The organism is Belnapia sp. AC561 (genome assembly GCF_979252845.1).
In genome coordinates this window covers 111,228-137,041 of the sequence record NZ_CEEDBP010000008.1, presented here as the reverse complement: position 1 = coordinate 137,041, position 25,814 = coordinate 111,228, and the positions used below count along the sequence as shown (strand labels likewise).

Below are 25,814 nucleotides of genomic sequence, written 5' to 3'. Positions count from 1 at the left end.
GTCATTCGCCCAAACACTATCGTCGGACTGCGATATTTATATCAACAATGCCGATTAGTTTCGGTATCACAACCTGGGCAGGCGGCGGAATACCTCAGCCTGCCATCAATGGTGCTTACCCGGGCGCTTCCCCATGCCGCCGGTCGCCCCGAACCAACCGGTGGATGAAGCCCAGCTTGGCGATTGCCGGCTCCGACAGCACGAAGGGATAAAGGTCCGCCGCGCCCATGCAGCGGTTCAGGCTGTTCATCGCATAGGTCAGCGGCAGCCAGGCGTCGATCAAGGTTTCGATGGAGGCCGCGTCATAGGGGTCGAAGTCGACCTCCGCCGTCAGCACCTGGGCGGCGACCGCCTCCCCCACCGTATCGGAATCGGCCAGGGTCGGGCGCACCTTCAGCCCGAAGGCCCCGGCCATTTCCAGCGTATCGAGGATGTGCAGGTAATGCGCCCAGGTTTCGGCGAAATCCTCCCAGGGATGGGCCGTCGCATAGGCGCTGACGAAGGCGGACTGCCAGTCCAGCGGGGCGCCATTGGCGTAATGCGCCTGCAGCGCCGCGTTGTAGTCCTGGCTGTCGTCGCCGAAGACCGCCCGGCACTCCTCGAGCCGGCCGGCATCCCGCACCAGCAGGTCCCAGTAGTGGTGCCCGGTCTCGTGCCGGACATGGCCGAGCAGGGTGCGGTAGGGCTCGCCCATGGCGGTCCGCCGGCGCTCCCGCTCGGCATCGTCCGCCTCGCTCAGGGCCAGGGTGATCACCCCCTCGTCGTGCCCGGTCAGCACCTTCGGCCCGCCCTCGGGGTCGGCCAGCACGTCGAAGACCAGGCCATGCGCCGGGTCGTCCACCCGGTTGGCCAGCGGCAGGCCGAGCCGCTGCAGGGTATAGATCAATCGGTGCAGCGCCACCTGCCAGCGCTGCCAGGCAAGGAGGTTCTCCGCCACCGAGAGGTCGGGCACCGTCCGGTTGTGCCGGCAGGACGCGCAGAGCGCCTCCGGCCCATCCGCCGGCACCAGCCAGTTGCAGGCGTCATGGGCCGCATTGGCGCAGAAGACGACGGCCTCCTTTGTCCGGGCCAGCGGCGTCCAGCGTTCGGAATGGGCGGCCGGCTCGCCCGATGGCTCCCCGCCCGGCTCGGGCTCCAGCGCCGAAAGCGTCGCCAGATCGGCCATGTAGCCCAGGCGGTGGCCGGACCGCTCGCAGCGGGTATTCTCGAAATACAGCACCTGGTCGCAGGCCTGGCAGCGGAACAGCTTCATGGGGGGGAACCTCGCGGGATGGCCATGCGCGCATGGCCGGTCGCCGGCATGACGCGCCCGAACCGATGGGGTTCCATGCCGCCTCCGATCAGCCGGCCGCGCCGGCGGCCGTCTCCAGCGGTTCCAGGTCCACCGCGATGCTCAGCCGATGCGCCCCGCCGCCCAGCACCACGCCGCTGACCGGGCTGACATCGGCATAGTCCCGGCCCCAGCCGACCACCAGATGCTCCTCCCGCACCACCACGCCATTGGTCGGGTCGAGGTCCACCCAGCCGTGCTCCGGCCCCATCCAGGCGCCGACCCAGGCATGGGACTGGTCGGTGCCGCGCCGCCGCGGCTGGCCCGGCGGCCCATAGGTGCGGATATAGCCCGAGACATAGCGCGCCGGCAGGCCGAGCGCCCGCAGCGCGCTGATCATCACATGGGAGAAGTCCTGGCAGACCCCCTCCCGCCGCCGCAGCACCTCGGCCACCGGGGTCGAGAGATCGGTCACGCCGGAGCGATAGGTGAATTCGCGGCGGATCCGCGCATTCAGCTCGAGCAGCCCGGCCAGCACCGGCCGCCCGGGCGGGAAGCTGGCCGCGGCATAGGCGCCCGCCGCCGGCTCCACCCGGACCATCGGGCTGCCGAAGGTGAACTCCGCCGCCTGCCAGCCATCCGGCCCGCCGGCCCGGGCCAGCGCCGCCACCGCTTCCCAGGGCAGGGTCGCGGCCGCCGCCGGCGGCACGGCGAAGCCGACATCGACCGTCGCATCCCCGGTCACCTCGAAGACCGAATGCGGCTCGTCGACGAAAAGCCAGGTCGCGTGGTTGCCGAAATGGTCCAGCGCCTCCCGGAGGCGGGAGGCCGCGGGCTCGGCGATGATCTCCGCCGCCAGTACCTTCTGCCCCGGCAGCTCGCGCGGCTTCAGGTGCAGCAGGTGCGAGGCCAGGTCGACCGTGCTGCCATAGGCGTAGCGCGTGGTATGGCGGACCCGGTAGATCACGCCGCGCCACGCAGCCGGCCGCCGGGCGCCGAAGGGCCGAGGCTATGCGCCGCCGGCAGCAGGGTGAAGTAGCGCCGGGCGATCCGGTTCGACAGTGCGGCCACCGCCCCCTCCATCGCCCGCAGCCGCGGCGGCAGGCGGGTGATGGCATCCGGCGGGGATGCGCCCGCGCCATCCGGCGCCGCCCCTCTGGCAGCCAAGGCGATCACCTCCCGCACCATGTCCCGCGCATCCTCCAGCAATTGCTCAGCGGCGGCCGCCAGCGGCGACTCCGCATCGCCGTCCAGGTCGATCAGCATGTCCCGCGCGGCGACGAGCTGGAAGGCCAGGCCGCGCGGATTGCCCTCGTCCGCCAGCACGAGGTCGAGCACCGGCCCGGCCTGCAGCACCGTCAGGTAGCGGCTGCGGTAGGTGATGACCGAATCCCGCAGCTCCAGCGCCAGCCGCAGCCCCGGCTCCAGCCGGGCCGGCTGGCTGGCCGCCCCCGGCTGGTCCAGCGCCCGCGCCAGCTCGGCGACAATCGCTTGGGCCCGCTCCACCCGCCGGCCGAGGTCGAGGAAAAGCCGCCCGCCGCCCCGCACCATGTTCTCCGCCGCCAGCCCGGCGACGGTCGCGGCGAAGGACAGCACGGCATTGCTGGCCGTGGTCAGGTGGTCGAGGCCCTGGGTCTCCTCCCAGCCGGTGGGCCGCGGCGCCGCCGGCGGCCGCAGCAGGGCGCCCAGGTCGCGCAGCCCCTGGTGCAGCGCGAGCTGCATCTCCCCGGTCAGCCGGTCCCGCAGCAGCTCCGTCATGCGGGAGACCTTGCCGACCAGGCCGAGCACCGGCCCGCCCTCCCGCATCGCCCGCAGCAGCGCCCCGGTCAGCGGCCGCGTGCCCAGCCCATGCACGCCGCCCTGGGCGACTTCCGCATCCAGCAGCTCCGCCCGCACCAGGCAGGCCGAAAGGCTTTTCAGCTCGGCCAGCTCGCGCGGCGTCGGCGTCGCCCGGCCCAGCCGGCTCGCCCCCGCCCGCAGCAGCCGGGCGGCGCTTTCCAGCCGCTCCAGGTAGCGGCCGAGCCAGAAGAAATTATCGGCGACGCGGCTCGGCAGGTCGCCCGAGGTCCGCCGGATCGCCAGCGCCGGCACCGCGGCGCCGCGCGGGCCCTGGATCGAAGCGCCCTCCTCGGCCGGCACCCAGACATCCTTGGAGAGGATGTCGCCCGCCTCGCCCGCGGCGCCCGCCATCACCCGCGCCAGCCCGCCCTGCAGGGCACGCCACCGGGTCCCGTCGAAGACCAGGAAGAGCCGCAGCATCACCGGCCGCGGCTCCAGCCCCGCCGGCCCGACGCAGGGTGCGACGGAGGGATTGAGCACCTCGGACAGCGCGTAGTCCTGCGGCGCCGCCCGGATGCGCCGCACCAGCGCCTCCCGCGCCTCCGGCGCCAGCGCCGCCGGCCGCAGGGAAGACACCGTGCCATCCACCGCGCGGCGGACCAGCCAGGAGTCGAAATCCTCCCCCACCCGCGCCCGCGCCGCCGGATCGCCCAGCCAGAGCGTCCGCGCGCCCTGCAGTTGCAGGTCCTCGCCCAGTAGCTGCGGCGCCAGCGCCGGCAGGAAGGCGGCCAGCCCCGGCGCCTCGGCGAAGCCGGTGCCGGGGTCGTTGACGATCTTCACCGCACCGCCGCGCGCCGCATCCAGCAGGCCGGTGATGCCATGCGCCATGCTGGATTCCAGCTCCAGCGGGTCCATCATCCGGCCATCCTGCCGGCGCAGCAGCACATCCACCCGCTGCAGGCCGCGCAGCGTCTTCAGGTAGAGCACGCCGTCCCGCACCGTCAGGTCGCCGCCCTCGACCAGCGCGCAGGACAGCTCGCGGGAGAGGATGACATGCTCGAACCACAGCGGGTTGGTATGCCCGGTGGTGAGCAGCGCGACGCCGGGACTGGCCCCCGCGCCCTCCCCCCGGCCATGCGGCGCCAGCCGCTGCAGCGCATCCTGCCAGATGTCGAAGAAGGGCCCGAGCTGGCGCAGCTCCCGCGAGCGGAGGAATTCCGGCATGTGGCGCGACAGCGCCCGGCGGTTCTCCAGCACATGGGCGATGCCGGAAGGCGCCGCGGTGCGGTCCGCCACCACCCGCCAGGCCCCGTCCGGCGCCCGCGCCAAGTCGGCGGCATAGAGATGCAGCAGGGGGCCCTCCCGCCCCGCCTCCGGCTCCCGGCAGGGCCGCAGGAAGGCCGGGTTGGCATGCACCAGCGCCGGCGGCAGCAGCCCCTCCGCCAGCAGGTGCTGCGGCCCGTAGACATCCTGCAGGACGGCCTCCAGCAGCCGCGCCCGCTGGGCGAGCCCCGCCTCCAACGCGTCGAATTCCGCCGGCGCCAGGATCAGCGGGACGGGGTCGCAGCGCCAGGGCGCCGGCTGGTCGCCCAGGGTGGCGGGCGCGGCCAGCAGGCTGGTCACCCCCTCGTCGGCGAAGAAGCGGTCGAGCAGCCCGGCCCGCTCCGCCAGCACCTCCCGCCCCAGGTCGGCCAACGCCCCGAGCAGGCTCCGCCATTGCGGGCGGAAGCCGCCGGCGCCATCCACCATCTCGTCGAGCGGGGCAGACCGGGAGGGGACGGCGTCCAAGCTAGCCGGCCCGCCGCAGGTCGAGGGTGCGCGGCGCTTCCCGGTTCGGCACCGCCGCCGGCGGCTCCATCATGCCCGGCGAATGGCCGAAGGGCTGGAAGCGGGTGCGCCGCCGCGCCTCGGCCTCGTTGGCATTCACCGGCAGCGTCTCGTAGCTGCGGCCGCCGGGGTGGGAGACGTGATGGGTCATCCCGCCCAGGCTGCGCCCGGTCCAGCGGTCGAAGATATCGAATACCAGCGGCCCCTGGGCGCGGATGGTCGGGTGCAGCGCGCTCGGCGGGTCCCAGGCCTTGAAGCGGATGCCGCCGACGAACTCGCCCTGGGTATCGGTTTGGGTCAGCGGCACCGCGTGGCCGTTGCAGGCGAGGATGAAGCGCTCCTCCACCCAGCCGGAGACGCGAGCCTGCAGGCGTTCCGTGCTGCTGTCCACGTAGCGGGCGGTGCCGCCGGCGGCCGGCTCCTCGCCCAGCACGTGCCAGGGCTCCAGCGCATGGCGCAGCTCCAGCTCCACCCCGCGCAGCGTCACCTCGCCGATGCGGGGGAAGCGGAATTCGAGATGCGGCGCGAACCAGGCGGCATCGAGCGGGAAGCCGAGCGCGCCCAGCTCGTCCAGCGCCTCGGTGAAATCCTGCTCGACGTAGTGCGGCAGCATGAACTGGTCGTGCAGCCGGGTGCCCCAGCGCACCAGCCTCCGCTCATAGGGGTGCTGCCAGAAGGCGGCGACGGCGCTCCGCATCAGCAGCATCTGCGCCGCCGACATGCGGGCATGGGGGGGCATCTCCAGCGCCCGGTATTCCACCAGGCCGAGGCGGCCGGTGCTGCTCTCCGGCGCATACATCTTGTCGATGCAGAACTCGGTCCGGTGGGTATTACCGGTCATGTCGGCGAGGATGTTGCGGAATAGCCGGTCCACCAGCCAGGGCGGCGTTTCCTGGTGCGGCGCGATCTTGGAGAAGGCGACCTCCAGCTCGGCGATGCTGTCCTGCCGTGCCTCATCGACGCGCGGATGCTGGCTGGTCGGGCCGATGAAGAGGCCGCTGAACAGGTAGGAGAGGCTCGGGTGGTTGTGCCAGAAGCCCAGCAGCGACTTCAGCAAATCCGGCCGCCGCAGGAAGGGGCTGTCCTTCGGGCTGGCCGCACCCATCACCACATGGTTGCCACCCCCCGTGCCGACATGGCGCCCGTCGAGCATGAATTTCTCGGCCGCCAGCCCAAGCTGGCGGGCTTCCTCGTAGAGCACCTCGGTCCGCCCGACATGCTCGGCCCAGCCGGTGCTGGGATGGATGTTCACCTCGATCACGCCCGGGTCGGGGGTGACCGAGAAGCTCTGCAGCCGCTCGTCGCGCGGCGGCAGGTAGCCTTCCAGCACCACCTTGCGCCCGGCCTCGGCCGCGGTCGCCTCGATGGCGGCGGTCAGCTCCAGCCAGTCCTCGGCCGCGGTCAGCGGCGGGTAGAATACATGGATCTTGCCGCCGCGGGCCTCGACCGCCAGCGCGGTGCGGACCAGCCCCGGCTCGCCGCGGCCGACGACGGGGAGATCCTCCGCCGCCGGGCGGAAGGCCTCGGTACCGCCACCGAAGGTGCCATTGGTCGGCCCCCCGGGGGCCCGAGCACCCTCCCCCGGCCGCTGCCCCAGCAGCCGCGCACCCGCATCCGGGGCCGGGCGGTGCGCCCGCGGGTCCTGCGGCGACAGCCGCTCGAAGGATGCATGCGGCGGCAGCGGTTGCTTCGGCGCGAAGGGATCGGCCTCGAAGCTCGGCTCGATGCCGGCCGGATCGGCCCAGAGCAGGCTCTCCAGCGGCAGCCGCAGCCCGACCGGGCTGTCGCCGGGGACCAGGAACATCACCCCGTCGCGGAAGAACCAGCGGCCGGATTGCCAGCGCCGCGCGCCGCCCTCCAGCACCCGCCGCAGCGGCAGCACGCTGCCGACCGAGGCCGCCAGCCCCTGGCCATAGACCTTGGCCATGCGGGCCCGCTCCAGCGGGTCGCGCAGCTTCGCATCCTCGGCGATGACATTGGCCGGGAGGCGCTTCTCCTTCCAGAGGTAGTAGTGGATGTCCTCATGCGCCGGCAGCACCAGCGCCGGATCCAGGCCCAGCCGCTCGGCCAGGAGCGCCGCGAAGCGCGCCGCATCGGCGGCGGTCGCGGTATCGGTGTCGTCGTCCGAGGCCAGCAGCGCCGCATCGCGCCACACCGGCTCGCCATCCCGCCGCCAATGGGCATGCAGCGCCCAGCGCGGCAGCTGCTCCCCGGGGTATTGCTTGCCCATGCCGTATTGCAGCGCCGCGCCCGGCGCCCAGAGCTCGGCCAGCCGCCGCAGCAGCCGCCCGGCATAGATCCGCTTGGTCGGACCCATGGCATCGGTGTTCCACTCGGGCGCATCCATGTCGTCGGCGGCGATGAAGGTCGGCTCGCCGCCCATGGTCAGCCGCACGTCGCCGGCGACCAGCGCCGCATCCACCCGCTCGCCCTGGGCCAGGATCGCCTGCCACTGCGCCTCCGAATAGGGCTTCGTCACCCGCGGCGTCTCCCGCACCCGGGTGACGGACATGGCGAAATCGAATTGCGTCTCGGCCGGCTCGACCAGCCCGCTGATCGCCGCCGCCGAGGCCGGCTCCGGGCTGGCCGCCAGCGGGATATGGCCCTCGCCGGCCATCAGGCCGGAGGTGGCGTCGAAGCCGACCCAGCCGGCGCCGGGCAGGTAGACCTCGGCCCAGGCATGCAGGTCGGTGAAGTCGGCGGTCGGGCCGGCCGCCCCGGTCACCGGCTTCTGGTCGGCCACGAGCTGGATGAGGTAGCCGGAGACGAAGCGCGCCGCATAGCCCAGGTGCCGCAGCGCCTGCACCAGCAGCCAGGCGCTGTCGCGGCAGGAACCCTCGCGGTTGCCCAGCGTCTCCTCCGGGGTCCAGACCCCCGGCTCCAGCCGCACCACATAGGCGGTGCGTTCCTGCACCCTGCGGTTCATCCCGACCAGCATGTCGATGGTGCGCTGCTCGCCGCGCGGGATCTCGGCCAGGAAGGCGCTGAGCAGCGGCCCGGCCGGTTCCTGCCGGCGGAAGGGGGCGAGCTCCTGCTCCAGCACCGGGTCGTAGCTGAAGGGCCAGGTCTCGGCCTCGGGCTCGAGGAAGAAGTCGAAGGGATTGATCGTCGCCATGTCGGCGACGAGGTCCACCGTCACCTCGAAATGCGTCACCCGTTCCGGGAAGACCACCCGCGCCAGGTGGTTGCCCTGCGGGTCCTGCTGCCAGTTGAGGAAATGCGGCTGCGGCTCGATCGTCAGGGAATAACTGACGATGGGGGTGCGCGCATGCGGCGCTGGCCGCAGCCGGATGGTCTGCGGCCCGAGCGCGATCGCCCGGTCGTAGCGGTAGCTGGTGCGGTGGTTCAGGGCGACGTGCAGGGGCATGGAGCGATCCGGGTCCTGGGTGGGACGGTTGGGCACGGCTTACAGCAAAGCCGCGCGCAGCGCAGGCCCGACGTTTGTCGGGCCGGGCCATGCGCTACGGCGCTTTTGTCAGGCCGAGGCTCCGCGCGACCTCGCCGAGCGCCGCGTATTCCTGCGCGATCTGCGCCGCCATGGCCGGGCCGTCCTGCACCCGCCAGGTCGCGCCCTGGCTTTCCGCCACCCGGCCGAAGGCCTCGGACCGCGCCGCGGCGAGGAAAACCTCCGAGAGCCGCGCCAGCCGCTCGGGCGGGATGCCGTTCGGCGCGAACAGCCCCCACCAGATGCTGATCGCATGGTCCGCCAAGCCGATGCTGCCCAGGCCGGAGGCAGCCGGCAGCCCCGGATGCCCCTCCTCCGTCGTCAGCAGCAGGCATTTGGCGGTCCCCGCCGTGATCGCCGGCATCGCCCCCACCACCGAGCCGCCGTAGAAGCTGATGTGTCGGCCGAGGAAGGCCGGCAGCGTCTGCCCCGCGCCCTGGAAGGGCACCGTGGTCATGTCGAGGTCCAGCTTCCGCAGGATCCGCTCCACCCCGAGGTGCATGGCACCCCCCAGTCCCTCGTTGCCCCAGGTGTACTCGCCGGGGCGCGCCCGGATGGCGGCGATGAATTCCGCCAGGTTGGCGGCCGGGAAATCCGGCTGGGCGCAAAGGGTATAGGCCGAGTAGCCGACGCTGAGGATGGAGGTGAAGCTGCCGCTGCCGTAGCGCGTCCCCAGCGTATGCGGCGCGGCGGTGACCGGGGTGTTCCAGAGGAAGCCCAGCGTCAGCCCATCCGGCCGCGCCTCCACCACCTGCTGCACGCCGATGGTGCCGCTGCCGCCGGGGCGGTTCTCGACGATCACCGGCTGGCCCAGCACGGGCGCGGCCAGCTCGGCCAGCTTGCGGGCGAAGACATCGGTGCCGCCGCCCGGGTTGATCGGGACGATGATGCGGATGGGCCGATTGGGGAAAGACTGGTCGGGGAAAGATTGTGCCAGGGCAGGCGGGGCCACGGCAGGCAGCAGCAAGCTGGCGAGCAGCGCAAGGCGGGTCATCATGGCATCGGCCCCTCCCGGTGGGCCAGCCATCCTAGCAATGCCGGTGCCACCTTGGGGCCACGGCTTGCCAGCCCGCACGCACCGCCCATACTCGCCCCTTCTCCGCCGAAGGGCCCTGCCATGCCGCTGATCGACCTTTCCCGCGACATCACCCACAAGATGCCGCGGCTGCCGAACCATCCCATGGTCATCATCTCCGACTTCACCACGCATGAGGAGAAGCGGGAGGCGGATGGCTACGTCTTCTCCTCGGCCGTCACCTCGCTGAACATGGGCGACCACTCCGGCACGCATGTGGACGCGCCGAAGCACTTCGACGAGAAGCCCGGCGCCGCGAGCATCGACGAGATGCCGCTCGAGAATTTCTTCACCGAGGCGGTCTGCCTCGACCTCTCGCACAAGCCGCTGAAATCCGAGATCAGCATCGAGGACCTGCAGGCCGCGGAGAAGGCCGCCGGCGTCGAGATCAGGCGCGGCGACACCGTGCTCATCCACATGGACCACTACCGCCGGACCTGGGGCACCGAGGGCTACATCACCGACTTCCCCGGCCTGACCAAGGCCAGCGCCACCTGGCTCGGCGAGAAGGGCATCATGATGTTCGGCGTCGAGGCCGCCAGCCCCGGCCGCCCTGGGCGCAGCAATTTCGAGGTCCACCACGTCTGCCGCGACCTGGGCTTCACCCATATGGAAGGGCTGGTGAACCTCGACAAACTGGTGGGCAAGGGCCGCTTCCGCTTCATCGGCTTCCCGCTGAAGATCAAGGGCGGCACCGGCAGCCCGATCCGCGCCGTCGCCTGGCTGCAGGACTAGGCCGGAACCGCCGCCGCGCCGGTCAGGCCACAGGTCAGGCCCGGCGCGGCGGCAGCTCCAGGTTCACGCTGACGTTCTTCCGCTGGGTGAAGCTGTCCAGCATCCCCTCCAGGGAGTATTCCCGGCCGAGCCCGCTCTGCTTGAAGCCGCCGTAGGAATGGCCGGGCACCTGCCCGCCCGCCTGGTTCACCTGCACCCAGCCGCTCTCGATCCGATGCGCCGTCCGCAGCCCGGCGCCGATGTCGCGGGTGAAGACATAGGCGGCGAGGCCGTAGTGGCTGTCGTTCGCCATCCGCAGCATGTCAGCCTCGTCGTCCCAGGGGATCGCCACCAGCACCGGGCCGAAGATCTCCTCCCGCGCCAGCCGCCAGTCGTTGGTGGCATCGGCGAAGATGGTGGGCATGGCGAAGTAGCCCTCGCTCAGCGGCCCCTCGGTCGGCGGCAGCCCGCCCGTCACCAGCCGCGCATCCTTGCGCGCCATCCCCTCCCGCACGTAGCCGCAGACGCGGTCGAACTGCTTGCGGTTGATGATGGTGCCGATGTCGCTCGCCTCGTCCAGCGGGTCGCCCAGCTTCAGGGTGGCGACCTTGGCCGCGAGCTTGTCGAGGAAGCTGTCGAAGATCGACCGGTGCAGGAACAGCCGCGATCCCGCGGTGCAGGACTGGCTCTGCCGGGTGAAGCGCATGGCGGCGATGACGCCCTCCACCACCCAGTCCTCGTCGGCATCGGGGAAGACCACGCAGGGCGACTTGCCGCCGAGCTCCAGCGAGACCGGCACGATACGCTCCGCCGCCCAGCCCATGATGAGCTTGCCGACGCCGGTGGAGCCGGTGAAGGAAAGCTTGCGCACCGCCGGATGCTTCGCCAGCGGCTCCCCCGCCTCAGGCCCGGTGCCGGTGATGACGTTCAGCACGCCGGGCGGCAGGTGCTCGTGGCAGATGGCGGCCAGCAGCAGCACGCCGAGCGGCGCATCCTCGGCGGCCTTCAGCACCACGGTATTGCCGGCGCACAGGGCGGGCGCGATCTTCAGCGCCGCCAGCAGCACCGGCGCGTTCCAGGGGATGATGGCGCCGACCACCCCGATCGGCTCCCGCCGGGTATAGCTCAGCACATGCTCGCCGAGCGGGATGGTTTCGCCCTTCAGCTCGCTGCCGAGGCCGCCGAAGTAGCGGAAGATCTCGGCCAGGCCCCGCGCCTCGGGCCGCGCCTGGGTGCGGAGCGCGTTGCCGGTCTCGGCGGCGATCTGCCGGGCGATGGCCTCGGCCTCGGCCTCCATCCGGTCGGCGATCCGCAGCAGGGCGCGGCCGCGCTCCCGCGGCGGCACCTGCGACCAGGCCGGGAAGGCGGCGGCGGCGGCGGCGACCGCCGCCTCCACGTCCGCCGCCTGGCCGCGCGGCACGCTGGCGATCGGCTGGCGGTTGGCAGGATTCTCGACGGTGATGGTGCCGCCGCCCTGCGCCCCGACCCAGGCGCCACCGATCAGCATCGGGCGCGGCGCGGCATCGCGGGCGGCGGCGGTCACCGGCATGGCGGTGGTGTTCATGGCTAGTCCTCCCCTGGCCCGGCCCGCGCCCTGCGGCCGGCGGCGCCGTGTTTCCTCCCCTTGAGCCTGTCCCCGCGGCCCGGCGGCTGGCAAGCCCCCACTGGCAAGCCCCGCCGGCAGGCTGACAGCGGCCCCCCGCTGGGCTTCAATGGCGCCGTGTCGCAACCCAGCCCCCCCACCGCGCCGCTTCCGGTCCGCGTCAGCATCCGGCTCGACCTGCCCTCCGGCGGCCGGGTCGGCCCGGGCAAGATCGCGCTGCTCGAGGCCATCGCCGAGGCCGGCTCCATCGCCGGCGCCGCCCGGGTGCTGGGCATGTCCTACCCCCGCGCCTGGGGCCTGGTGGAGGCGCTGGACACCGCCCTCGGCACCGCCGCCGTGACCCGCGCCCCGGGTGGGCAGAAGGGCGGCGGCGCGACGCTGACCGCGGCCGGGCAGGCGCTGATCGACCGCTACCGCGCTGTGGAGCGGGCGGCCCAGGCCTATGCCGGGCCGGCGCCGGCGGTGGCGGCCCGGCTCAAGTAGCGGTCTCCCGCACCGGCCGCCCGGTCAGGTCCAGCCCCGCCAGCCAGGCCGGCCCGCCCTGCGCCACGAAGCAGGCCGAGCCCAGCGCCGCCAGGGCCTGCAGCCCCGCCAGGTCCTGCTCCCCGAAGGTGCCCCGCGCCGCATTGGCGCAGATCATCACCCCGAGGTAGTCGCCCCGCCACAGCAGCGGCGCGAACATCGAGGACCCGGCCCGGAAGCTCTGCAGGATCTTCACGAAGCCCTGGTGCAGCGCGGTATCGTGCAGCAGCAGCGGGCGCTTCGTATGCGCCACCTCGCCGGGATGGCCGAGCCCGATCGCCACCCGCTCATGGTACTGTTCGGGCGGGAAATTCACCGGCGCCGCGACCAGATGGTGCCGCCCATCCGGCATCCGCAGGAAGACCGCGCAGGCGCCCCGCACCGCCGGCGGCGGCTCCTCCCGGAAGGCATTCGGCCGCAGGGCCGCGCCAGGGTCGCCGAGCAGCGCCGGCGCCGCCCGGGTCAGGCACCACAGCGCCGCCTCCGGCCCCGCCGCGCCATTGGCCTCCGCCCCCAGCCGGCCGAGCGCCAGCACCAGATCATCCCTCACGCCGCATCCTTCCATCGGTAACGCCCGAGCCGCGCCATCTCCGGCACCGCCCCATGCCCGGGGCCGTCCGGCACCCGCAGCATCCCATGCTCGACCCGGACCGGTGCCGCGACCACGTCCTCGGCCAGCATCCCATGCGTCAGGCTGACGCCCCAGGCGACATCCGGCACCACCGCAGCGAGCTGCGCCATCGCCGCCGCGCCGATGCCGCTCTCGGCGATCTTGCAGGCCAACGTGGTCCGCAGTCCGAGCCGCCCGGCCAGCGCATCGGCGGCGAGCGTCGTCTGCAGCCCGCCGAGCTTGATCGCCTTCAGCCCCACGCCATCGGCCGCCCGCCGCGCCGCATGGGCGGCGATATCCGCCATGCCGTGCAGCCCCTCATCGGCGCAGATCGCGCAGGCCCCGGCGGCGACGGCGGCGGCCATGCCCTCCAGGTCGTCGTCGGCGACGGGCTGCTCCAGGTAGTCCAGGGTGCCCGGCGGCAACGCCGCCAGGAAGCGCAACGCCCCGGCCGCATCCCAGGCCATGTTCGCATCGCCGGAGAGATGCGCCGCCGGCCCGAGGATCCCCCGCGCCGCGACGCAGAGCCGGGCATCCGCCTCGGGCCCTGCCCCCATGCCGAGCTTCAGCTTCACATGGCTCCAGCCCCAGGCCGCGGCGACCTTCTCCAGCGTCGCCTCCGGATCCGCCTCCCCCACCATGCGGATGGCGGGCGCCAGCACCCGCCGCGCCCCGCCAAGCAGCGCCGCGACCGAGACGCCCGCCCGCCGCGCCGCCAGGTCCAGCACCGCCGTCTCCACCGCGGATTTCGCCCCGGTATTGCCGCGGATCGCCCGGTGCAGCCGCTGCGCCGCCTCGGCCGGCCCGGCGACCGGCGCCGCGCACAGGGCCGGGCCGAGGAAGCGCGCCACCGCCGCGACCATCCCCGGCAGCAGCTCGCCCGTCATGGTCGGGGCGGTGGCGGCCTCGCCCCAGCCCTCATGGCCGGCGTCGTCGACCACCCGCACCAGCAGCGTCTCGGCGACGGCGACCGTCTCGCTCGCCAGCCGCATGGGCTGGCGCAGCGGCAGGCGCAGCGGCCAGGGCTCGACGGCGATGATGCGGAGGGAGTGATCCATGCGCCCGAGACGACCACGCCCTTGCCGCGGCGACAACTGGACGCCGCCGCCGCATCGCGCCACGCTGCGCAGAATGAGTGAGGGGGAGGCTCCATGAGCCGCAGCAGCAAGATCATCGGCAGCTTCGCCGAGGCCATCGCCGATATCCCGGATGGATCGACCATCGCCTTCGGCGGCTTCGCCGGCCCCGGCACGCCCTACAACCTGACAAAGGCGCTGCTGGCCCAAGGGGCGAAGCGCCTGACCTGCATCGCCAATACCACCGGCGGTGCGCATGTCCCGCGGATGCCCGACCTCGGCATGCTGGTCGAGAACGGCCAGGTGGCGAAGGTCATCTGCGCCTTCACCGCCGCGACGCGCCCGACCGACGTGCTGCCCTTCACCAGGTACTACGACAGCGGCGAGGTCGAGGCCGAGCTGGTCCCGCAGGGCACGCTGGCCGAGCGCCTGCGCGCCGCCGGCGCCGGCATCCCCGCCTTCTACACCCCGACCGCCGTCGGCACCGAGCTCGCCGAGGGCCGCGAGACCCGGGTCATCAATGGCCGCGAATACCTGCTCGAATACGCCCTACCCTGCGACTACGCCTTCATCCGGGCCTGGCGTGCGGATACGGCGGGCAACCTGCAATTCAGGCTGGCGCAGCGCAATTTCTGCCCGGTGATGGCGATGGCGGCGAAGACCGTCGTGGTAGAGGTGGAGGAGGAGATCCTCCCCGCCGGCGCCCTCGACCCCGACCAGATCCATACCTCCGGCATCTTCGTCCAGCGCCTGGTGAAGATCCCGCCCGCGCCGGAGGGGCTCTGGACCATCCGCCGCCAGGAGCGCGCGAAATGAGCGAGAACATTGGCCGGCCGATTCAGGCCTCCGCGCCCGAGAGCGCTTCAGCCATCGGACGGCAGGGCTGGGACCGCCAGCAGATGGCCGACCGCCTCGCCCAGGAATTCCAGGATGGCTGGATCGTCAACCTCGGCGTCGGGATCCCGACGCTCTGCTCCAACACCGACATCGGCGACCGCGACATCATCTACCACGCCGAGAACGGTGTCATCGGCTACGGCCCCGTGCTGCCCGCCGGCCAGGAGGACCTGCACCTGGTGAATGCCGGCGGGCAGAACGTCTCGCTGAACCCGGGTGCGGCCATCATCCACCACGCCGACAGCTTCGCCATCATCCGCTCCGGCCGCATCGACGTCACGGTGATGGGCGCCTACGAGGTCGCGGCCAATGGCGACTTCGCCAACTGGAAGGTCGGCGGCGCCAAGGGCGGCGGCATCGGCGGCGCCATGGACCTCGCCGCCTGCGCCAAGCGGGTCTTCATCATCCTGGAACACAGCACCCGCAAGGGCGAGCCCCGGCTGCTGCGCGACTGCGCCCTGCCGGTCACCGCCCGCGGCGTGGTAACGCTGGTCGCCACCAACCTCGGCCTGTTCGCCCCGACCGGCGATGGCTTCGCCGTCCGCGAACTCGCCCCCGGCGTCACCTTCGAGGCGGCCCAGGCCGCGACCGGCGCCCCCCTCACGGAGTCCCCCTGATGCATATCGACTACTACGCCTCGCTCAACTCCCCCTGGACCCATCTCGGCGCCGCCCGGATCGAGGCGCTGGCGGCGAAGCACAACGCGACGCTGAAGATCTGGCCGGTCGACTTCGGCACCATCTTCGCCGGCTCCGGCGGCCTGCCGCTGCCCAAGCGCAGCCCGCAGCGCCAGGCCTACCGGCTGCAGGAACTGGCGCGCTGGCGCGAGGCGACGGGTACGCCGATCCATATCCACCCCGCGCATTTCCCGACCAGCGAGGCACTCTCCACCAGCGCCGTCATCGGCCTGCGGGAGACGATTGGCGATGCCCCCGCCATCAAGCTGGCGCACGCCGTGCTGCGGGCGCTGTGGGAGCAGGAACGCAATCCCGGCGAGCGCGCGACGCTCTCCGCCATCATCGCCGAATGCGGCCTCGATCCCGCCGCCGTGCTGGCGCTGGCCGACGATCCGCGCTGGGCGGCGATGCGGGAGGCGGATACCGCGGCGGCGCTGGGCCGCGGCGTCTTCGGGGCGCCGAGCTACGTCATCGGCGAGGATATCTTCTGGGGCCAGGACCGGCTGGAATTCGTGGCGAAGCGGCTGGCCAGGGGCTGACATGGATGCTCCATCAACCGGCACCTGCCTGCTTTCCAAAGCATCGCACCGGCAAGGAAGCGCTGCCCGGACGGACCTATCGCTGATCTTGGCAGGTCAGCAGGTCTTGGACGAGGACGGATTGGGGGTCGACCCGGCTCTGGCGGGACAGGGTGGTGCAGTAGCCGCGGCGGAACCGGTTGCGCGGATCGAATTCGGTAACCGCGTTCTGCCATCCGTTCCCGAGCTGCGGCTCGAACAGGCTGGCAGGGTCGAGACCCATGAACTCGTAGAATTCCGACAAGCGGGAGGTGCTGATGTTGAGGACCGTCAGGCTGGGTACCACCGCGGTGACGGTCGCCAGGTCATGCATGGTCCATTCGGCGGACTGCTTGCCGGCGATGCCGATCAGATAGGCCCGCACCGCGGGATCGACCCGCCGATCGTTCAGCAGGGCCATGATGCTGGGTGGAATGAGCCGGCGGCTCCGGGTGTCGTCATAGTCGGCCCGCGGCGGTGTCGGCATGGCCAATGGCGGCGGTGCCGTGGGACGGGCAACGACTCCCGGAAGCGATTGGCCTGGAAGCGCCTGCCGAAGCTGCTGGCAGGCCACCGAGGCATTGCCGGGGCCACAGGCCACCGCCGGAACGCCGCGCTGACCTGGAAGGGTCTGCTGGGCCTGCGCCGGCAGGCAGGCAAGCACGGCCAGCAGCGCTGCGAGCCTAGCGGACCGTGACGTTGCCCGGGCCAGTCTGGGTGACGATCGCACCACCTGCTCCTCCGCCGAATTGCTGGACCCGAATGTCTCCAGCCGCCCCCTGCTGGGTGATGGCGACGCCGGCTCCGTTGCCCATCTGCAAGCTCTCGGCTTGCAGGTTGGAGCCATTTTGGATGATCGAGGAATTGTTGCCGTTGCCGCTCTGCCGGATGATGGCGCGATTGCCGGCGCCGCCGCTCTGAATGGTCTCGGCCACGTTGCCGTTGCCCGCGTCCTGAACGGTGTCGGCGATGGTGCCGTTGCCCCGCCATGCGGTGACGCGCTGGCGGCTGGGCTGGTCGGTGTAGGCTGGAGTATCCTGAGCCATAACGGGCGATGTCATCAGGCTGGCGGTCAGCAGGGCGAACAGCTTGCGCATGGCGACACTCCGAAAAAGGTGGACCGGACAAGGGTAGTCTCCCCTGCCCGGCCCGATCACGTGATCAGCGCAGGGTCTGCGTGGCGGTGCCGCCCTGGCCGTTCTGGACGATCTGCTGGAAGTTATTGCTGCCGGCCGACATCATGTTCTGCGTCGCCGTGTTGCTGCCCGCAGTCTGTGTCACGTACTGCTGCGAGCTGACCTGGTTCGTCATGTAGGAACTGGCGGTGTTGAAGTTGGAATCGCCACCGTTGCCGGACTGATCATGGACAGTGAGGTTGTCCCGGCCACCGCCCTGATAGGCGTAGGAGACGTGTGCGGTGCCTTCCTGGGTCTGGAAAATGCGGTTTCTGAGGCCGTCCGTCTGGAGGGCCTCAACCTTGTTGTTGGTGCCACGCTGGGTCTGGGTGATGGCGTTGTCCTGGCCATTACCGTTCTGCGTTGCCCTTGCGCGGTTGCCCGTGCCGCCGCCGCCGCCGCTGCCCGTCTGGGTCTGGGAGATAGACGAGGTGGCGACGCTGCCCTGCTGGAAGGCGCGGGCCTGATTGTTGTAGCCGGTCTGGTCCTGCGTCGCGGTGACGCCGGTGGTACCCGCCGTCTGCTCGATGTAGGCGATGCTGTCGTTGTTCTGCACCTGGGCCGAGGCGACACCAGCCACCAGCGAGAACACGGAAGCGAGGAGGAGTTTACGCATGACTACAAGTCTCCAATGGATACGCGAATTATTTGTTGCGTCGTAAGCACCCGCCCCCGCAGATCAGTACGGACACCGCTGTTTGTCGCATCGGGAGGGCTACCGATGCTCGGTGGACGTAAGGCTCGCTCACCACCCGCAGCCGCCAGCACGACGGGGCTGGCCGCGGGTGACGAAATCTCGGCCCGGGGCGCCAAAGGGGGCGCCGCAGGTGTGGGTTCTGGTGTGGCCGGTGCGGTCGCCGTCACCGGGCCGCTGGGCTGGGAGGGCAAGCCTTCATCCCGATACGCCTGGTACTCGCGGATCAGTTCCTGACCCCGGCTTTCATCGGCAAAGGCCCAGTAGCCACGCTCGGCGCCATCCAGCACCATGGCGTGGACTGCCTTCTCGATGGCCTGACGGACCGCAAGCTGGCGCGGCTCGTTGGTGGTCACCCCACCCTCGATTTGCAGAAGCCGGTTGAAGCCCACGTACTTGCTGGCGGTCCCGTTGACGCCGACGCTGTAGATCGTCTTGTCGGTGGTGATGCTGACCAGCACCTCGCCAGTCATGACGCTCACCGCTCGAAGGAATACTGAGACGTTATCCCGCCGATACTCGGTCGAGGCGCCAATCCCGAGGAAGTTGGCCCCAGCCCCGCCGGTGAGGACATTGCTGTCGTAACCGACGATGCCGCCCGTCACCATGATGCCGGCGTTGCGAAGCTGCGAGATGGGCGCCATGGGTCGGCCGTCGGGACCAACGCTCTCTGAGCGATTGGCGCGGATGATCTGCCGTTCCTGAAAGAGGTCGGGCAAACGATTCCGTTCGAGCACGGAGAACCATTGTGAACGCCCGGCATCCTTCAACGCGTTGATCAGGATCGAGGCACCGCCCTGGGTGACGGCGAAGCTGTACTCGGCAAAATTGTTGTTTGGACGGTACTGGCCGGTTTGATCCTGAAAGGCAAAGACAGCAACGTCGAGCTTGCGCTTGGGCGCTGGGAGATTGCGCAACTCGTTGGTGTTCACCGTGCGAACGCCAAGGGTTGGGCTTTCGGCCAGCATCCTGGCGGGCGAGGTCCCGCAGGCGGATAAGCCGAGCAGGCCGATCGCCATAAGTGCGGTTCGATAGGTCATTGAAGTTGGAATTCTCGACCTAGAACTGCGGCACGGGGATTTGGATGTTGGTCCTTCCCCCGGTCGCGCTCTCGGTGATGTCGATGTTGATCTGCCCATTGGCCCGAGCAAACTGAATCTGGGTCCCGCCAAAGCTGAAAGTGCCGCTGTCGCGGGCATTCTCGCCAATGATCTGCTGGCTCACCTGACCAGCGATCTGGCTGAGAAGGCTCGCAGTGATCTGCCGCTGAAATTGCAATGCGGGATCGCTAGCCGAGTTGGCTGCATTTCGTGCCGCGTTCTCACGCCGGTCCTTCTTGGCCTGGGGGCTCTCGAGGTAACGGGAGTTGTTCGCCTGCGCCAAGCCAAGGACGAAGGACCCATTCAACGGACTACCGCCAAAAGCTGGACTGACCGGCTGATAGACCAGATCGCGCGCCAGCGCCTGATGTCCAATAATTCCACAGTAAATCGTAGCCGCACAAGCGGCTATGCTTTTGGCCCTAAGCAAGGACATTGCAGCTCCCCTCAATGATCCTGCGAAGGACATTAAGAATATTATTTGCCTGGAATCTACCTTACGGGCGCACCCCGCCGGTCGGTAGGCACTGAATCCTGTCATGCGATCACGATAGCTTTATTTTTACATAGATATTATTGGCTTAAATTGTCTAATTTATCGATAAATACTCTAATACTGCGAATGTTACATCGAATTGGCAGAGTTTGAGCATATTTTAACCAGAAGAGTGAATTTGTTTGAGGATTATGTTCTTTTAGGAGAGGAATTTTATCCCGTTTGGGATGCTTTTGAAACGTACATAACTATTAGCCGATATTGCCCGAAACCGTTGTCGGGTCGCCCCGAGGCCTCCGCCTGCGCGGCCGCACGACCCAATCCCGATCAATCGCGCATGATGGCAGCCACAGCGCGATCGCCGCGCAGACGGAGGCCCCGCCGCCACGCCGGAAGCACGCCCACCGCTGCCTCCCAAAGCCGGTCAGGCTGCCACCGGCGACCACAGGCGGCCCCGGGGAGTTTCAGATCGGGACGTCCCTTGCCTAGCAATGGCCCTCACCAGCAGCGACACTGGCGGGGCACAACCAGGAACCCGCCCCATGCCGGACGGCACCATCGGCCACTCCTTCCGCCGCACCGAGGATCTCCGCTTCCTCACCGGCCAGGGCCGCTACGTCACCGATATCGCCACCCCCGGCGCGCTGCATGGCCATGTCCTGCGCTCCCCGCACGCCCATGCCCGCATCACCGGCATCGATGCCGCCGCCGCCCGCGCCATGCCCGGCGTCCGCCTGGTGCTGACCCAGGCCGAGCTCGCCGCCGAGGGCATCGGCCCGCTGCCCTGCCCCGCCGTGGTGGCGACCGTCGCCCCGATCATCGTCCCCGAGCGCCACGCGCTCGCCGCCGACTGCGTCCGCCACGTCGGCGAGGCCGTCGCCTTCGTCGTCGCCGAGACCGCCGCCCAGGCCCGCGATGCCGCCGAGGCCATCGAGGTCGGCTACGATCCCCTCCCCGCCATCGTCGACAGCCGCGCGGCGCTGGCCCCCGGCGCGCCGCAGATCTGGCCCGAGGCCCCCGGCAATGCCGTCTTCCGCTTCGAGCGCGGCGACCGCGCCGCGACGGAAGCGGCCTTCGCCGCCGCCGCCCATGTGATCGAGCTGGACCTCGTCAACAACCGCGTCCATGCCGCGCCGATCGAGCCCCGCGCCGCCGTCGCCCGCTGGGACGGCACCAATTTCGACCTGCTGCTCACCGGCCAGGGCGTCCATGGCATCCGCCGCCAGCTCGCCGGCGCCGTCTTCAACCTGCCGGAGGAGCGCTTCCGCCTGCATTGCCCCGATGTCGGCGGCGGCTTCGGGCTGAAGAACTTCCTCTTCGGCGAATATGTCGCGCTGCTGGTGGCCGCCCGCCGCCTCGGCACCCCCGTCGCCTGGGTGGCGGACTATACGGAGGAATTCCAGGCCGCCGTCCATGCCCGCGACCTGCGCGGCCGCGCCCGCCTCGCGCTGGATGCGGATGGCCGCTTCCTCGCCCTGCATGCCGAGATGGCCGCCGACATGGGCGCCTATTGCTCGGCGAATGGTCCGGCCTGCCCGACCAATTCCGTCTCGACGGCCATCGGCGGCGTCTATGCCATCCCCGCCATCTTCCTCGAGGTGACCGGCGCCTTCACCAATACCGCCCCGGTCGATGCCTATCGCGGCGCCGGCAAGCCGGAGGCGAATTACCTGACGGAACGGCTGGTCCAGGCCGCCGCCGCCCGGCTCGGCCTCGACCCCATCGCCCTGCGGCGGCGGAACCTGATCACCGCCTTCCCCTATCGCAGCGCGACGGGAATGCTGATGGATACCGGCCGCTTCGCCGCGAACCTCGATGACCTGGAGGCGCTGGCCGACCGCCCCGGCTTCGCTGCCCGCAAGGCCGGCAGCGCCGCCGCCGGACGGCTGCGCGGCCTGGGCATCGCCTGCTTCCTCGAGACCTCCCGCGGCGCCCCGCATGAATGGGCGGCGATCCGCTTTCCGGCCGACGGGACCATCGCGCTCTGCCTCGGCACCCAGTCCAACGGCCAGGGCCACGAGACCAGTTTCCCGCAATTCGCCGCCGACCGTCTCGGCCTGCCGCGGGAGCGCTTCCGCCTGGTCCAGGCGGATACCGACCAGGTGCCCTATGGCAATGGCCATGGCGGCGCCCGCTCCCTGCATGTCGGCGGCACCGCGCTGGTGATGGCGATGGACGCCATGCTGGAAAAGGCCCGCCCCATCGCCGCCCGGCTGCTGCAGGCGGCGCCCGAGGCGCTGGACTACGCCGATGGCGCCTTCACCGTGCGGGGGACGGAGACCCGGGTGACGCTGGACGCCATCCTCGCCGCCGAGCCGCCGGGCAGCCTCGATACCGAGGCGAAGAACCTCTCGGAACTGATCACCTTCCCCTCCGGCGCCCATGTCGCGGAAGTCGAGGTCGATCCCGAGACCGGCCTCGTCACCCTGCTGCGCTACCAGGCGGTCGACGACTACGGCCGGCTCATCAATCCGATGCTGACCACCGGCCAGGTCCAGGGCGGCCTCGCCCAGGGCATCGGCCAGGCCTTGCTGGAGGAGATGGCCTACGAGGCCGGCTCAGGCCAGCTCCTCTCCGCCTCCTTCATGGACTATTGCCTGCCGCGCGCCGGGGACCTGCCCGACCTCGACATCGCCTTCGGCGAGCTGCCGACGCTGTCGAACCCGCTCGGCGTCAAGGGCTCCGGCCAGGCCGGCGCCATCGCCGCGCCGCAGACCGTGGTGCACGCAGTGCTCGACGCCCTGGCCCCGCTGGGCGTCACCCACCTCGACATGCCGCTGACGCCGCAGAAGGTCTGGCGCGCGCTCCGGGACGCGGCTCAGGCCTCTCCGTAGTGGATCCGGCGATACGGGCGCGAGACCACCGTATCGTCGGTATGGATGTCCCAGAGGCTGGCACCGTTCGACTCCCGGTGCGCCTCGAACATCTTCCCCATGCCGCCGAGGCTCGTCACCGCCGAGCCCCGCACGCCGAAGCCGGAGGAGATGCCGGCGAGGTCGCCGCGGCCATGGATGACCAGCGCCGGGTCCAGCCCATTGGCGCGGAACTTGTGGATCTCGGCGCCATAGCCGCCGTCGTTGATGATGGCGATCAGCATGCGGTGCCCCTCGCGCCGCACCGTCTCCAGCTCCTGGATATGCATCAGCAGGCTGCCGTCGCCCTCGATCAGCAGCACCTTGCCGTCCTTCCGCGCCGCCGCCACGCCGACCGCCGCCGGCAGCCCGTTGCCGATGGCGCCGAAGTCGGCGATCACGTGGTAGCGCTCCGCCGCGCGGCCGCGGAGGTGCGTCAGCGCGATGCCGAAGTAATGCCCGGCGCCGATCACCACCTCCCAGTCCTTCGGGATGATGGCATCCAGCTCCATGATCGCCTTGCGTGGATCGACCACGCCGGGGGCGATGGCGAATTCCTTGCGGTCCGGCTGGTCGGCGGCGATCGCCTCGGCCAGCGCCGGTGCGCGGAAGCCGGGCTTGGCGATGCCCCGCTCCCGCAGTGCCGCGGTGATGGCCGCGGTCCCCGTCGCCGCATCCGCCCGCACATGCAGGTCCGCCGTCCGCAGCCCCTGCCACAACCCGCGCGGCGCGATGTCGAGCTGCACGACCCGCGCATTCGGGAAGAGGTAGCCGCTCTCGGTGGTATAGGCGCCGAGCCCGACGCCGATGCCGATCACCAGGTCGGCCTCGGCGAATTGCTCCCGCGCGAAGTCGGAGGAGAAGGCGCCGGCGATATCGAGGTTCCAGGGGCTGTCGTGGAACATCCCCTTGGCCTGGAGCGAGGTGGCGACCAGCGCGCCGCATTGCTCGGCCAGCGCCTCCATCTGCGCCTTGGCCCGGGCCAGCTTGGCGCCGCGCCCGGCGATGATGATCGGCTTCTCGCTCTCGGCGATCATCTGCACCAGGCGATCGGTGATGGCGGGATCGGGCAGCGGCCCCTGGGCGATCGGCAGGTAGTCGGCCGAGGGGATGTAGTCCGCCATGAAGGGATAGGCCTGCTTCTGCAGGTCCATCGGCACGCCGAGCACCACCGGCCGCTGCTCCAGCGCGGCGATCTGGAAGGCCTCCCGCACATTGTCCAGCGCGCGGTCATGCGACTTCACCGCGATGTAGTGGGCGCCCGTCGCCAGGGCCAGCGGCGCCATGTCGATCTGCTGCACGTAGTAGGCCGCCAGCATCGGCGAATCCCCGGCGAAGACCACCAGCGGCACCGAGGCGCGGGCGGCGATGGTCAGCGCCGTCATGATCTGGGTGAAGCCCGGCCCGCAGGTGGTGGAGGCGACGCCGACCTTGCCGGTGGCGCGGGCATAGCCATCGGCCATGGCGACGGCGCAATGCTCGTGCCGGACATTGACCACCTGCATGCCGGGCTGCCGGGACATGGCCTCGGTCCAGTACATGTTGGCGTCGCCCATCAGGGTGAACAAAACCTCGCAGCCCTCGGCGGCGAAGGCTTCGGCGAGCACGTCGGACAGCTTGGCGGCCATGATCAGGGTTTCCCTTTGGAGAACAGGCTGCGGAGGAAGGACTGCAGGGCGCGCCAGGCCAGGCGGAAGGCGCTGAGCTCGGCCGCCTGCCGCGGCGGCGGCGGTGCGGCCGGTGCCATGGCAGGCGCCGCGGCCGGCGCCGGGGACGATGACGCCGCGGCCGGCGCGGGGGAAGATGATGGCGCCGCGAGGACTGCCGCCTCGGGCGCCTCGCCGACCGGTGCCGGCGCCGCTGCCGCCGGGGCCCGCTCGGCCACCAGCTTCGCCATGTTGCCGGAGAACTCGGCCAGCAGCGCGCGCGCCACATGCACCCCGCCGGCATTGGCGAAGGTTTCCAGCGGCCCGGTCACGGTGAAGCTGCCGGCGACCGCCAGCCGCGTCGCCGCGCCCTCCGCCGCCGCCTGCACCGTCGCCGCGGCGAGGGCACGGGAGGCACCGCGGCCATCGATGCCGCGCCCGTCGATGCTGCAGCGATGCGCCGCATGGTCATAGGCCAGCGTCGCCTCGCCCTTGAAGGTGGCGATGGTCGGCCCGAAGCGCACCTTCACCGAACCGCGCCAGAGACCATCCCCCTTGTCGGGGGCCAATTGCGCCCCCGGCACGCAGGCCGCGACCGTCGCCGGGTCGCTCAGCAGCGGCCAGACCACCTCGAGCGGCGCGGGAATCGTGATCTCTTCGGCAATCTCGGGCATTCCGTTTCCATCGCCATGCATTGGGCGAAGGCAGCCTGCGGAACCCGGCGCGGGAGCGCAAGCCGCCGGCGCGGCATGGCCGGCCCGCTGGGCAGCCGTCCCTCGTCCTGGCAGGATCGGCGGACAAGAAACGAAAGGGAGGACCGGGCGCCATGAACCTGCCCCGTCGCGGCCTCGCGCCGCTCATCGCCGCCGCCTCGCTCGGCCGTGCTAGGGCCCAGGAAACCGCCTGGCCCAGCCGCCCGCTGCGCGCCATCGTCGCCTTCCCCGCCGGCAGCGGCACCGACAGCCTGGCCCGCTTCTATGCGGACCGCCTCGGCCGCGTGCTCGGCCAGCCGGTCACGGTGGACAACATGGGCGGCGCCAATGGCGCCATCGCCACCCGCGCCGCCGCCCGCGCCGCGCCGGACGGCTATACCCTGTTCTTCGGCACCGTCTCGACCCATGCCGCCAACCCGAACCTGCTGCGCGAGCCCGGCTACGACCCCATCGCGGATTTCGCCCCGGTCTCGCTCATCTCGGTCAATGCCCTGGCGCTATTGGTGCGGGCGGATTTCCCGGCGAAGGACCTGGCGGGCTTCCTGGCCGAGGCCCGCGCCCGGCCGGGCCAGCTCAACCACGGCACCGGCAATGCCGGCGGCATCGCCGGGGCCCATCTGCTGGCCGCGGCCACCGGCATCCGCACCGAACGGATCACCTACCGCGGTACCCCCGCCGCCATGACGGACCTGCTGGGCGGCCGCATCCAGTACATGGTCGTCGACCTCGGCCCGGCGGTGGAGCATCTGCGCGCCGGCACCATCCGCGCCCTGGCGGTCACCACCGCGCAGCGGATCGACCTGCTGCCGGCGGTCCCGACCCTGCAGGAAGCCGGGTTGCCCGGCTTCGACTTCGCTTCCTGGAACGCCATCTGGATGCCGGCCGGCACCCCCGCCGCGGTGGTCGCCCGGCTGAACCGGGAGGTGGTGGCGATCGGCGGCAGCGACGAGGCGAAGCGCTTCATGGCGGCCATGGGCATCGCCTCCACCACCAGCACGCCGGCCGCGCTGGGCGCCTTCAACGCCGCCGAGCTGGCCCGCTGGGCCCGCATCGCCGCCGAGGCCGGCATGGCCCGCGAATAGCCGG

At 71.0% G+C, this 25,814-nt stretch carries 22 protein-coding genes; 7 read left to right on the top strand and 15 right to left on the bottom strand.

Going from position 1 to position 25,814, the window contains the following annotated elements; genetic code table 11:
• Positions 1-115: 115 nt before the first annotated feature.
• The 5 genes from AC0IW9_RS09375 to AC0IW9_RS09355 all read right to left on the bottom strand — a co-directional run bounded on the left by AC0IW9_RS09375 (position 116) and on the right by AC0IW9_RS09355 (position 9,318).
• The gene (locus AC0IW9_RS09375) at positions 116-1,252 is read right to left on the bottom strand and encodes a zinc-binding metallopeptidase family protein (protein ID WP_471647966.1); all 1,137 of its coding nucleotides are present in this window, start codon (positions 1,250-1,252) and stop codon (positions 116-118) included.
• An 88-nt stretch (positions 1,253-1,340) separates the two neighbouring features.
• Positions 1,341-2,237, bottom strand: coding sequence for a transglutaminase family protein (locus AC0IW9_RS09370; RefSeq protein ID WP_471647965.1), 897 nt, complete (start codon positions 2,235-2,237; stop codon positions 1,341-1,343).
• Positions 2,234-4,837 carry a circularly permuted type 2 ATP-grasp protein gene (locus AC0IW9_RS09365; protein ID WP_471647964.1) on the bottom strand — a complete coding sequence of 868 codons (2,604 nt, stop codon included), beginning with the start codon at positions 4,835-4,837 and terminating at the stop codon, positions 2,234-2,236. The genes AC0IW9_RS09370 and AC0IW9_RS09365 overlap by 4 nt, the downstream gene beginning before the upstream one ends.
• A gap of 1 nt (position 4,838) precedes the next feature.
• On the bottom strand, positions 4,839-8,243 hold the full coding sequence (locus AC0IW9_RS09360; RefSeq protein WP_471647963.1) for a transglutaminase family protein: 3,405 nt from the start codon (positions 8,241-8,243) through the stop codon (positions 4,839-4,841).
• Between the two features lie 94 nt (positions 8,244-8,337).
• Positions 8,338-9,318, bottom strand: coding sequence for a tripartite tricarboxylate transporter substrate binding protein (locus tag AC0IW9_RS09355; protein ID WP_471647962.1), 981 nt, complete (start codon positions 9,316-9,318; stop codon positions 8,338-8,340).
• A 120-nt stretch (positions 9,319-9,438) separates the two neighbouring features.
• Between AC0IW9_RS09355 and AC0IW9_RS09350 the strand changes: the two genes are divergently transcribed.
• The gene (locus tag AC0IW9_RS09350) at positions 9,439-10,131 is read left to right on the top strand and encodes a cyclase family protein (RefSeq protein WP_471647961.1); all 693 of its coding nucleotides are present in this window, start codon (positions 9,439-9,441) and stop codon (positions 10,129-10,131) included.
• Positions 10,132-10,165: 34 nt separating this feature from the next.
• Here AC0IW9_RS09350 and AC0IW9_RS09345 read toward each other — a convergent pair whose 3' ends face one another.
• The gene (locus AC0IW9_RS09345; protein ID WP_471647960.1) at positions 10,166-11,674 is read right to left on the bottom strand and encodes an aldehyde dehydrogenase family protein; all 1,509 of its coding nucleotides are present in this window, start codon (positions 11,672-11,674) and stop codon (positions 10,166-10,168) included.
• A 156-nt stretch (positions 11,675-11,830) separates the two neighbouring features.
• Between AC0IW9_RS09345 and AC0IW9_RS09340 the strand changes: the two genes are divergently transcribed.
• A complete protein-coding gene (locus tag AC0IW9_RS09340) occupies positions 11,831-12,196 on the top strand; it encodes a winged helix-turn-helix domain-containing protein (protein WP_471647959.1) in 366 nt (121 codons plus the stop codon).
• On the opposite strand, the gene AC0IW9_RS09335 is transcribed toward AC0IW9_RS09340, so the two are convergent.
• Together AC0IW9_RS09335 and AC0IW9_RS09330 are read right to left on the bottom strand one after the other, a co-directional pair.
• Entirely contained in the window at positions 12,189-12,785 is a 597-nt protein-coding gene (locus AC0IW9_RS09335) for a GAF domain-containing protein (protein ID WP_471647958.1), read from the bottom strand. The genes AC0IW9_RS09340 and AC0IW9_RS09335 overlap by 8 nt on opposite strands.
• Complete coding sequence (locus tag AC0IW9_RS09330; RefSeq protein ID WP_471647957.1) at positions 12,782-13,903, bottom strand: mandelate racemase/muconate lactonizing enzyme family protein; 1,122 nt, start codon at positions 13,901-13,903, stop codon at positions 12,782-12,784. The genes AC0IW9_RS09335 and AC0IW9_RS09330 overlap by 4 nt, the downstream gene beginning before the upstream one ends.
• Positions 13,904-13,996: 93 nt before the next feature.
• Here AC0IW9_RS09330 and AC0IW9_RS09325 point away from each other — a divergent pair, with 93 nt between their 5' ends.
• The 3 genes from AC0IW9_RS09325 to AC0IW9_RS09315 are packed head-to-tail and all read left to right on the top strand — an operon-like array spanning position 13,997 to position 16,034.
• Positions 13,997-14,737, top strand: coding sequence for a CoA transferase subunit A (locus tag AC0IW9_RS09325; RefSeq protein WP_471647956.1), 741 nt, complete (start codon positions 13,997-13,999; stop codon positions 14,735-14,737).
• Entirely contained in the window at positions 14,734-15,435 is a 702-nt protein-coding gene (locus tag AC0IW9_RS09320; RefSeq protein ID WP_471647955.1) for a 3-oxoacid CoA-transferase subunit B, read from the top strand. The genes AC0IW9_RS09325 and AC0IW9_RS09320 overlap by 4 nt, the downstream gene beginning before the upstream one ends.
• Positions 15,435-16,034, top strand: coding sequence for a DsbA family protein (locus AC0IW9_RS09315; RefSeq protein ID WP_471647954.1), 600 nt, complete (start codon positions 15,435-15,437; stop codon positions 16,032-16,034). Before AC0IW9_RS09320 ends, AC0IW9_RS09315 begins: the two co-directional genes overlap by 1 nt.
• A 76-nt stretch (positions 16,035-16,110) precedes the next feature.
• On the opposite strand, the gene AC0IW9_RS09310 is transcribed toward AC0IW9_RS09315, so the two are convergent.
• From AC0IW9_RS09310 to AC0IW9_RS09290, 5 genes are all read right to left on the bottom strand, one after another.
• Complete coding sequence (locus AC0IW9_RS09310) at positions 16,111-16,539, bottom strand: hypothetical protein (RefSeq protein ID WP_471647953.1); 429 nt, start codon at positions 16,537-16,539, stop codon at positions 16,111-16,113.
• Between the two features lie 196 nt (positions 16,540-16,735).
• Positions 16,736-17,149: a hypothetical protein gene (locus AC0IW9_RS09305; RefSeq protein ID WP_471647952.1), complete on the bottom strand. Its 414-nt coding sequence runs from the start codon at positions 17,147-17,149 to the stop codon at positions 16,736-16,738.
• Positions 17,150-17,213: 64 nt separating this feature from the next.
• Positions 17,214-17,843 (bottom strand): hypothetical protein, encoded by a 630-nt coding sequence (locus AC0IW9_RS09300; protein WP_471647951.1) that lies wholly within the window; start codon positions 17,841-17,843, stop codon positions 17,214-17,216.
• Positions 17,844-17,845: 2 nt separating this feature from the next.
• Positions 17,846-18,961, bottom strand: a complete 1,116-nt coding sequence (locus tag AC0IW9_RS09295; protein ID WP_471647950.1) for a CsgG/HfaB family protein — start codon at positions 18,959-18,961, stop codon at positions 17,846-17,848.
• Between the two features lie 19 nt (positions 18,962-18,980).
• Entirely contained in the window at positions 18,981-19,457 is a 477-nt protein-coding gene (locus tag AC0IW9_RS09290) for a curli assembly protein CsgF (protein WP_471647949.1), read from the bottom strand.
• A 602-nt stretch (positions 19,458-20,059) separates the two neighbouring features.
• On the opposite strand from AC0IW9_RS09290, the gene AC0IW9_RS09285 reads away from it, so the two are divergent.
• Positions 20,060-22,351 (top strand): xanthine dehydrogenase family protein molybdopterin-binding subunit, encoded by a 2,292-nt coding sequence (locus AC0IW9_RS09285; protein WP_471647948.1) that lies wholly within the window; start codon positions 20,060-20,062, stop codon positions 22,349-22,351.
• Here the strand turns inward: AC0IW9_RS09285 and AC0IW9_RS09280 are convergent.
• On the bottom strand, positions 22,336-23,997 hold the full coding sequence (locus tag AC0IW9_RS09280) for a thiamine pyrophosphate-binding protein (RefSeq protein ID WP_471647947.1): 1,662 nt from the start codon (positions 23,995-23,997) through the stop codon (positions 22,336-22,338). The two genes, AC0IW9_RS09285 and AC0IW9_RS09280, sit on opposite strands and share 16 nt — an antisense overlap.
• Before the next feature lie 2 nt (positions 23,998-23,999).
• On the bottom strand, positions 24,000-24,689 hold the full coding sequence (locus AC0IW9_RS09275) for an SRPBCC family protein (RefSeq protein ID WP_471647946.1): 690 nt from the start codon (positions 24,687-24,689) through the stop codon (positions 24,000-24,002).
• A gap of 152 nt (positions 24,690-24,841) precedes the next feature.
• Between AC0IW9_RS09275 and AC0IW9_RS09270 the strand changes: the two genes are divergently transcribed.
• Positions 24,842-25,810 carry a Bug family tripartite tricarboxylate transporter substrate binding protein gene (locus tag AC0IW9_RS09270; RefSeq protein WP_471647945.1) on the top strand — a complete coding sequence of 323 codons (969 nt, stop codon included), beginning with the start codon at positions 24,842-24,844 and terminating at the stop codon, positions 25,808-25,810.
• Positions 25,811-25,814 lie beyond the last annotated feature (4 nt).

Excerpts from the sequence above, each read along its gene's own strand:
- AC0IW9_RS09320 (WP_471647955.1), top strand. The coding sequence starts at position 14,734 with ATGAGCGAGAACATTGGCCGGCCGATTCAGGCCTCCGCGCCCGAGAGC.
- AC0IW9_RS09305 (WP_471647952.1), bottom strand. The coding sequence starts at position 17,149 with ATGCGCAAGCTGTTCGCCCTGCTGACCGCCAGCCTGATGACATCGCCC.
- AC0IW9_RS09290 (WP_471647949.1), bottom strand. The coding sequence starts at position 19,457 with ATGTCCTTGCTTAGGGCCAAAAGCATAGCCGCTTGTGCGGCTACGATT.
- AC0IW9_RS09310 (WP_471647953.1), bottom strand. The coding sequence starts at position 16,539 with ATGCCGACACCGCCGCGGGCCGACTATGACGACACCCGGAGCCGCCGG.
- AC0IW9_RS09270 (WP_471647945.1), top strand. The coding sequence starts at position 24,842 with ATGAACCTGCCCCGTCGCGGCCTCGCGCCGCTCATCGCCGCCGCCTCG.
- AC0IW9_RS09275 (WP_471647946.1), bottom strand. The coding sequence starts at position 24,689 with ATGCCCGAGATTGCCGAAGAGATCACGATTCCCGCGCCGCTCGAGGTG.
- AC0IW9_RS09315 (WP_471647954.1), top strand. The coding sequence starts at position 15,435 with ATGCATATCGACTACTACGCCTCGCTCAACTCCCCCTGGACCCATCTC.
- AC0IW9_RS09280 (WP_471647947.1), bottom strand. The coding sequence starts at position 23,997 with ATGGCCGCCAAGCTGTCCGACGTGCTCGCCGAAGCCTTCGCCGCCGAG.
- AC0IW9_RS09300 (WP_471647951.1), bottom strand. The coding sequence starts at position 17,843 with ATGCGTAAACTCCTCCTCGCTTCCGTGTTCTCGCTGGTGGCTGGTGTC.
- AC0IW9_RS09330 (WP_471647957.1), bottom strand. The coding sequence starts at position 13,903 with ATGGATCACTCCCTCCGCATCATCGCCGTCGAGCCCTGGCCGCTGCGC.
- AC0IW9_RS09375 (WP_471647966.1), bottom strand. The coding sequence starts at position 1,252 with ATGAAGCTGTTCCGCTGCCAGGCCTGCGACCAGGTGCTGTATTTCGAG.
- AC0IW9_RS09345 (WP_471647960.1), bottom strand. The coding sequence starts at position 11,674 with ATGAACACCACCGCCATGCCGGTGACCGCCGCCGCCCGCGATGCCGCG.
- AC0IW9_RS09350 (WP_471647961.1), top strand. The coding sequence starts at position 9,439 with ATGCCGCTGATCGACCTTTCCCGCGACATCACCCACAAGATGCCGCGG.
- AC0IW9_RS09325 (WP_471647956.1), top strand. The coding sequence starts at position 13,997 with ATGAGCCGCAGCAGCAAGATCATCGGCAGCTTCGCCGAGGCCATCGCC.
- AC0IW9_RS09355 (WP_471647962.1), bottom strand. The coding sequence starts at position 9,318 with ATGATGACCCGCCTTGCGCTGCTCGCCAGCTTGCTGCTGCCTGCCGTG.
- AC0IW9_RS09285 (WP_471647948.1), top strand. The coding sequence starts at position 20,060 with ATGCCGGACGGCACCATCGGCCACTCCTTCCGCCGCACCGAGGATCTC.
- AC0IW9_RS09360 (WP_471647963.1), bottom strand. The coding sequence starts at position 8,243 with ATGCCCCTGCACGTCGCCCTGAACCACCGCACCAGCTACCGCTACGAC.
- AC0IW9_RS09295 (WP_471647950.1), bottom strand. The coding sequence starts at position 18,961 with ATGACCTATCGAACCGCACTTATGGCGATCGGCCTGCTCGGCTTATCC.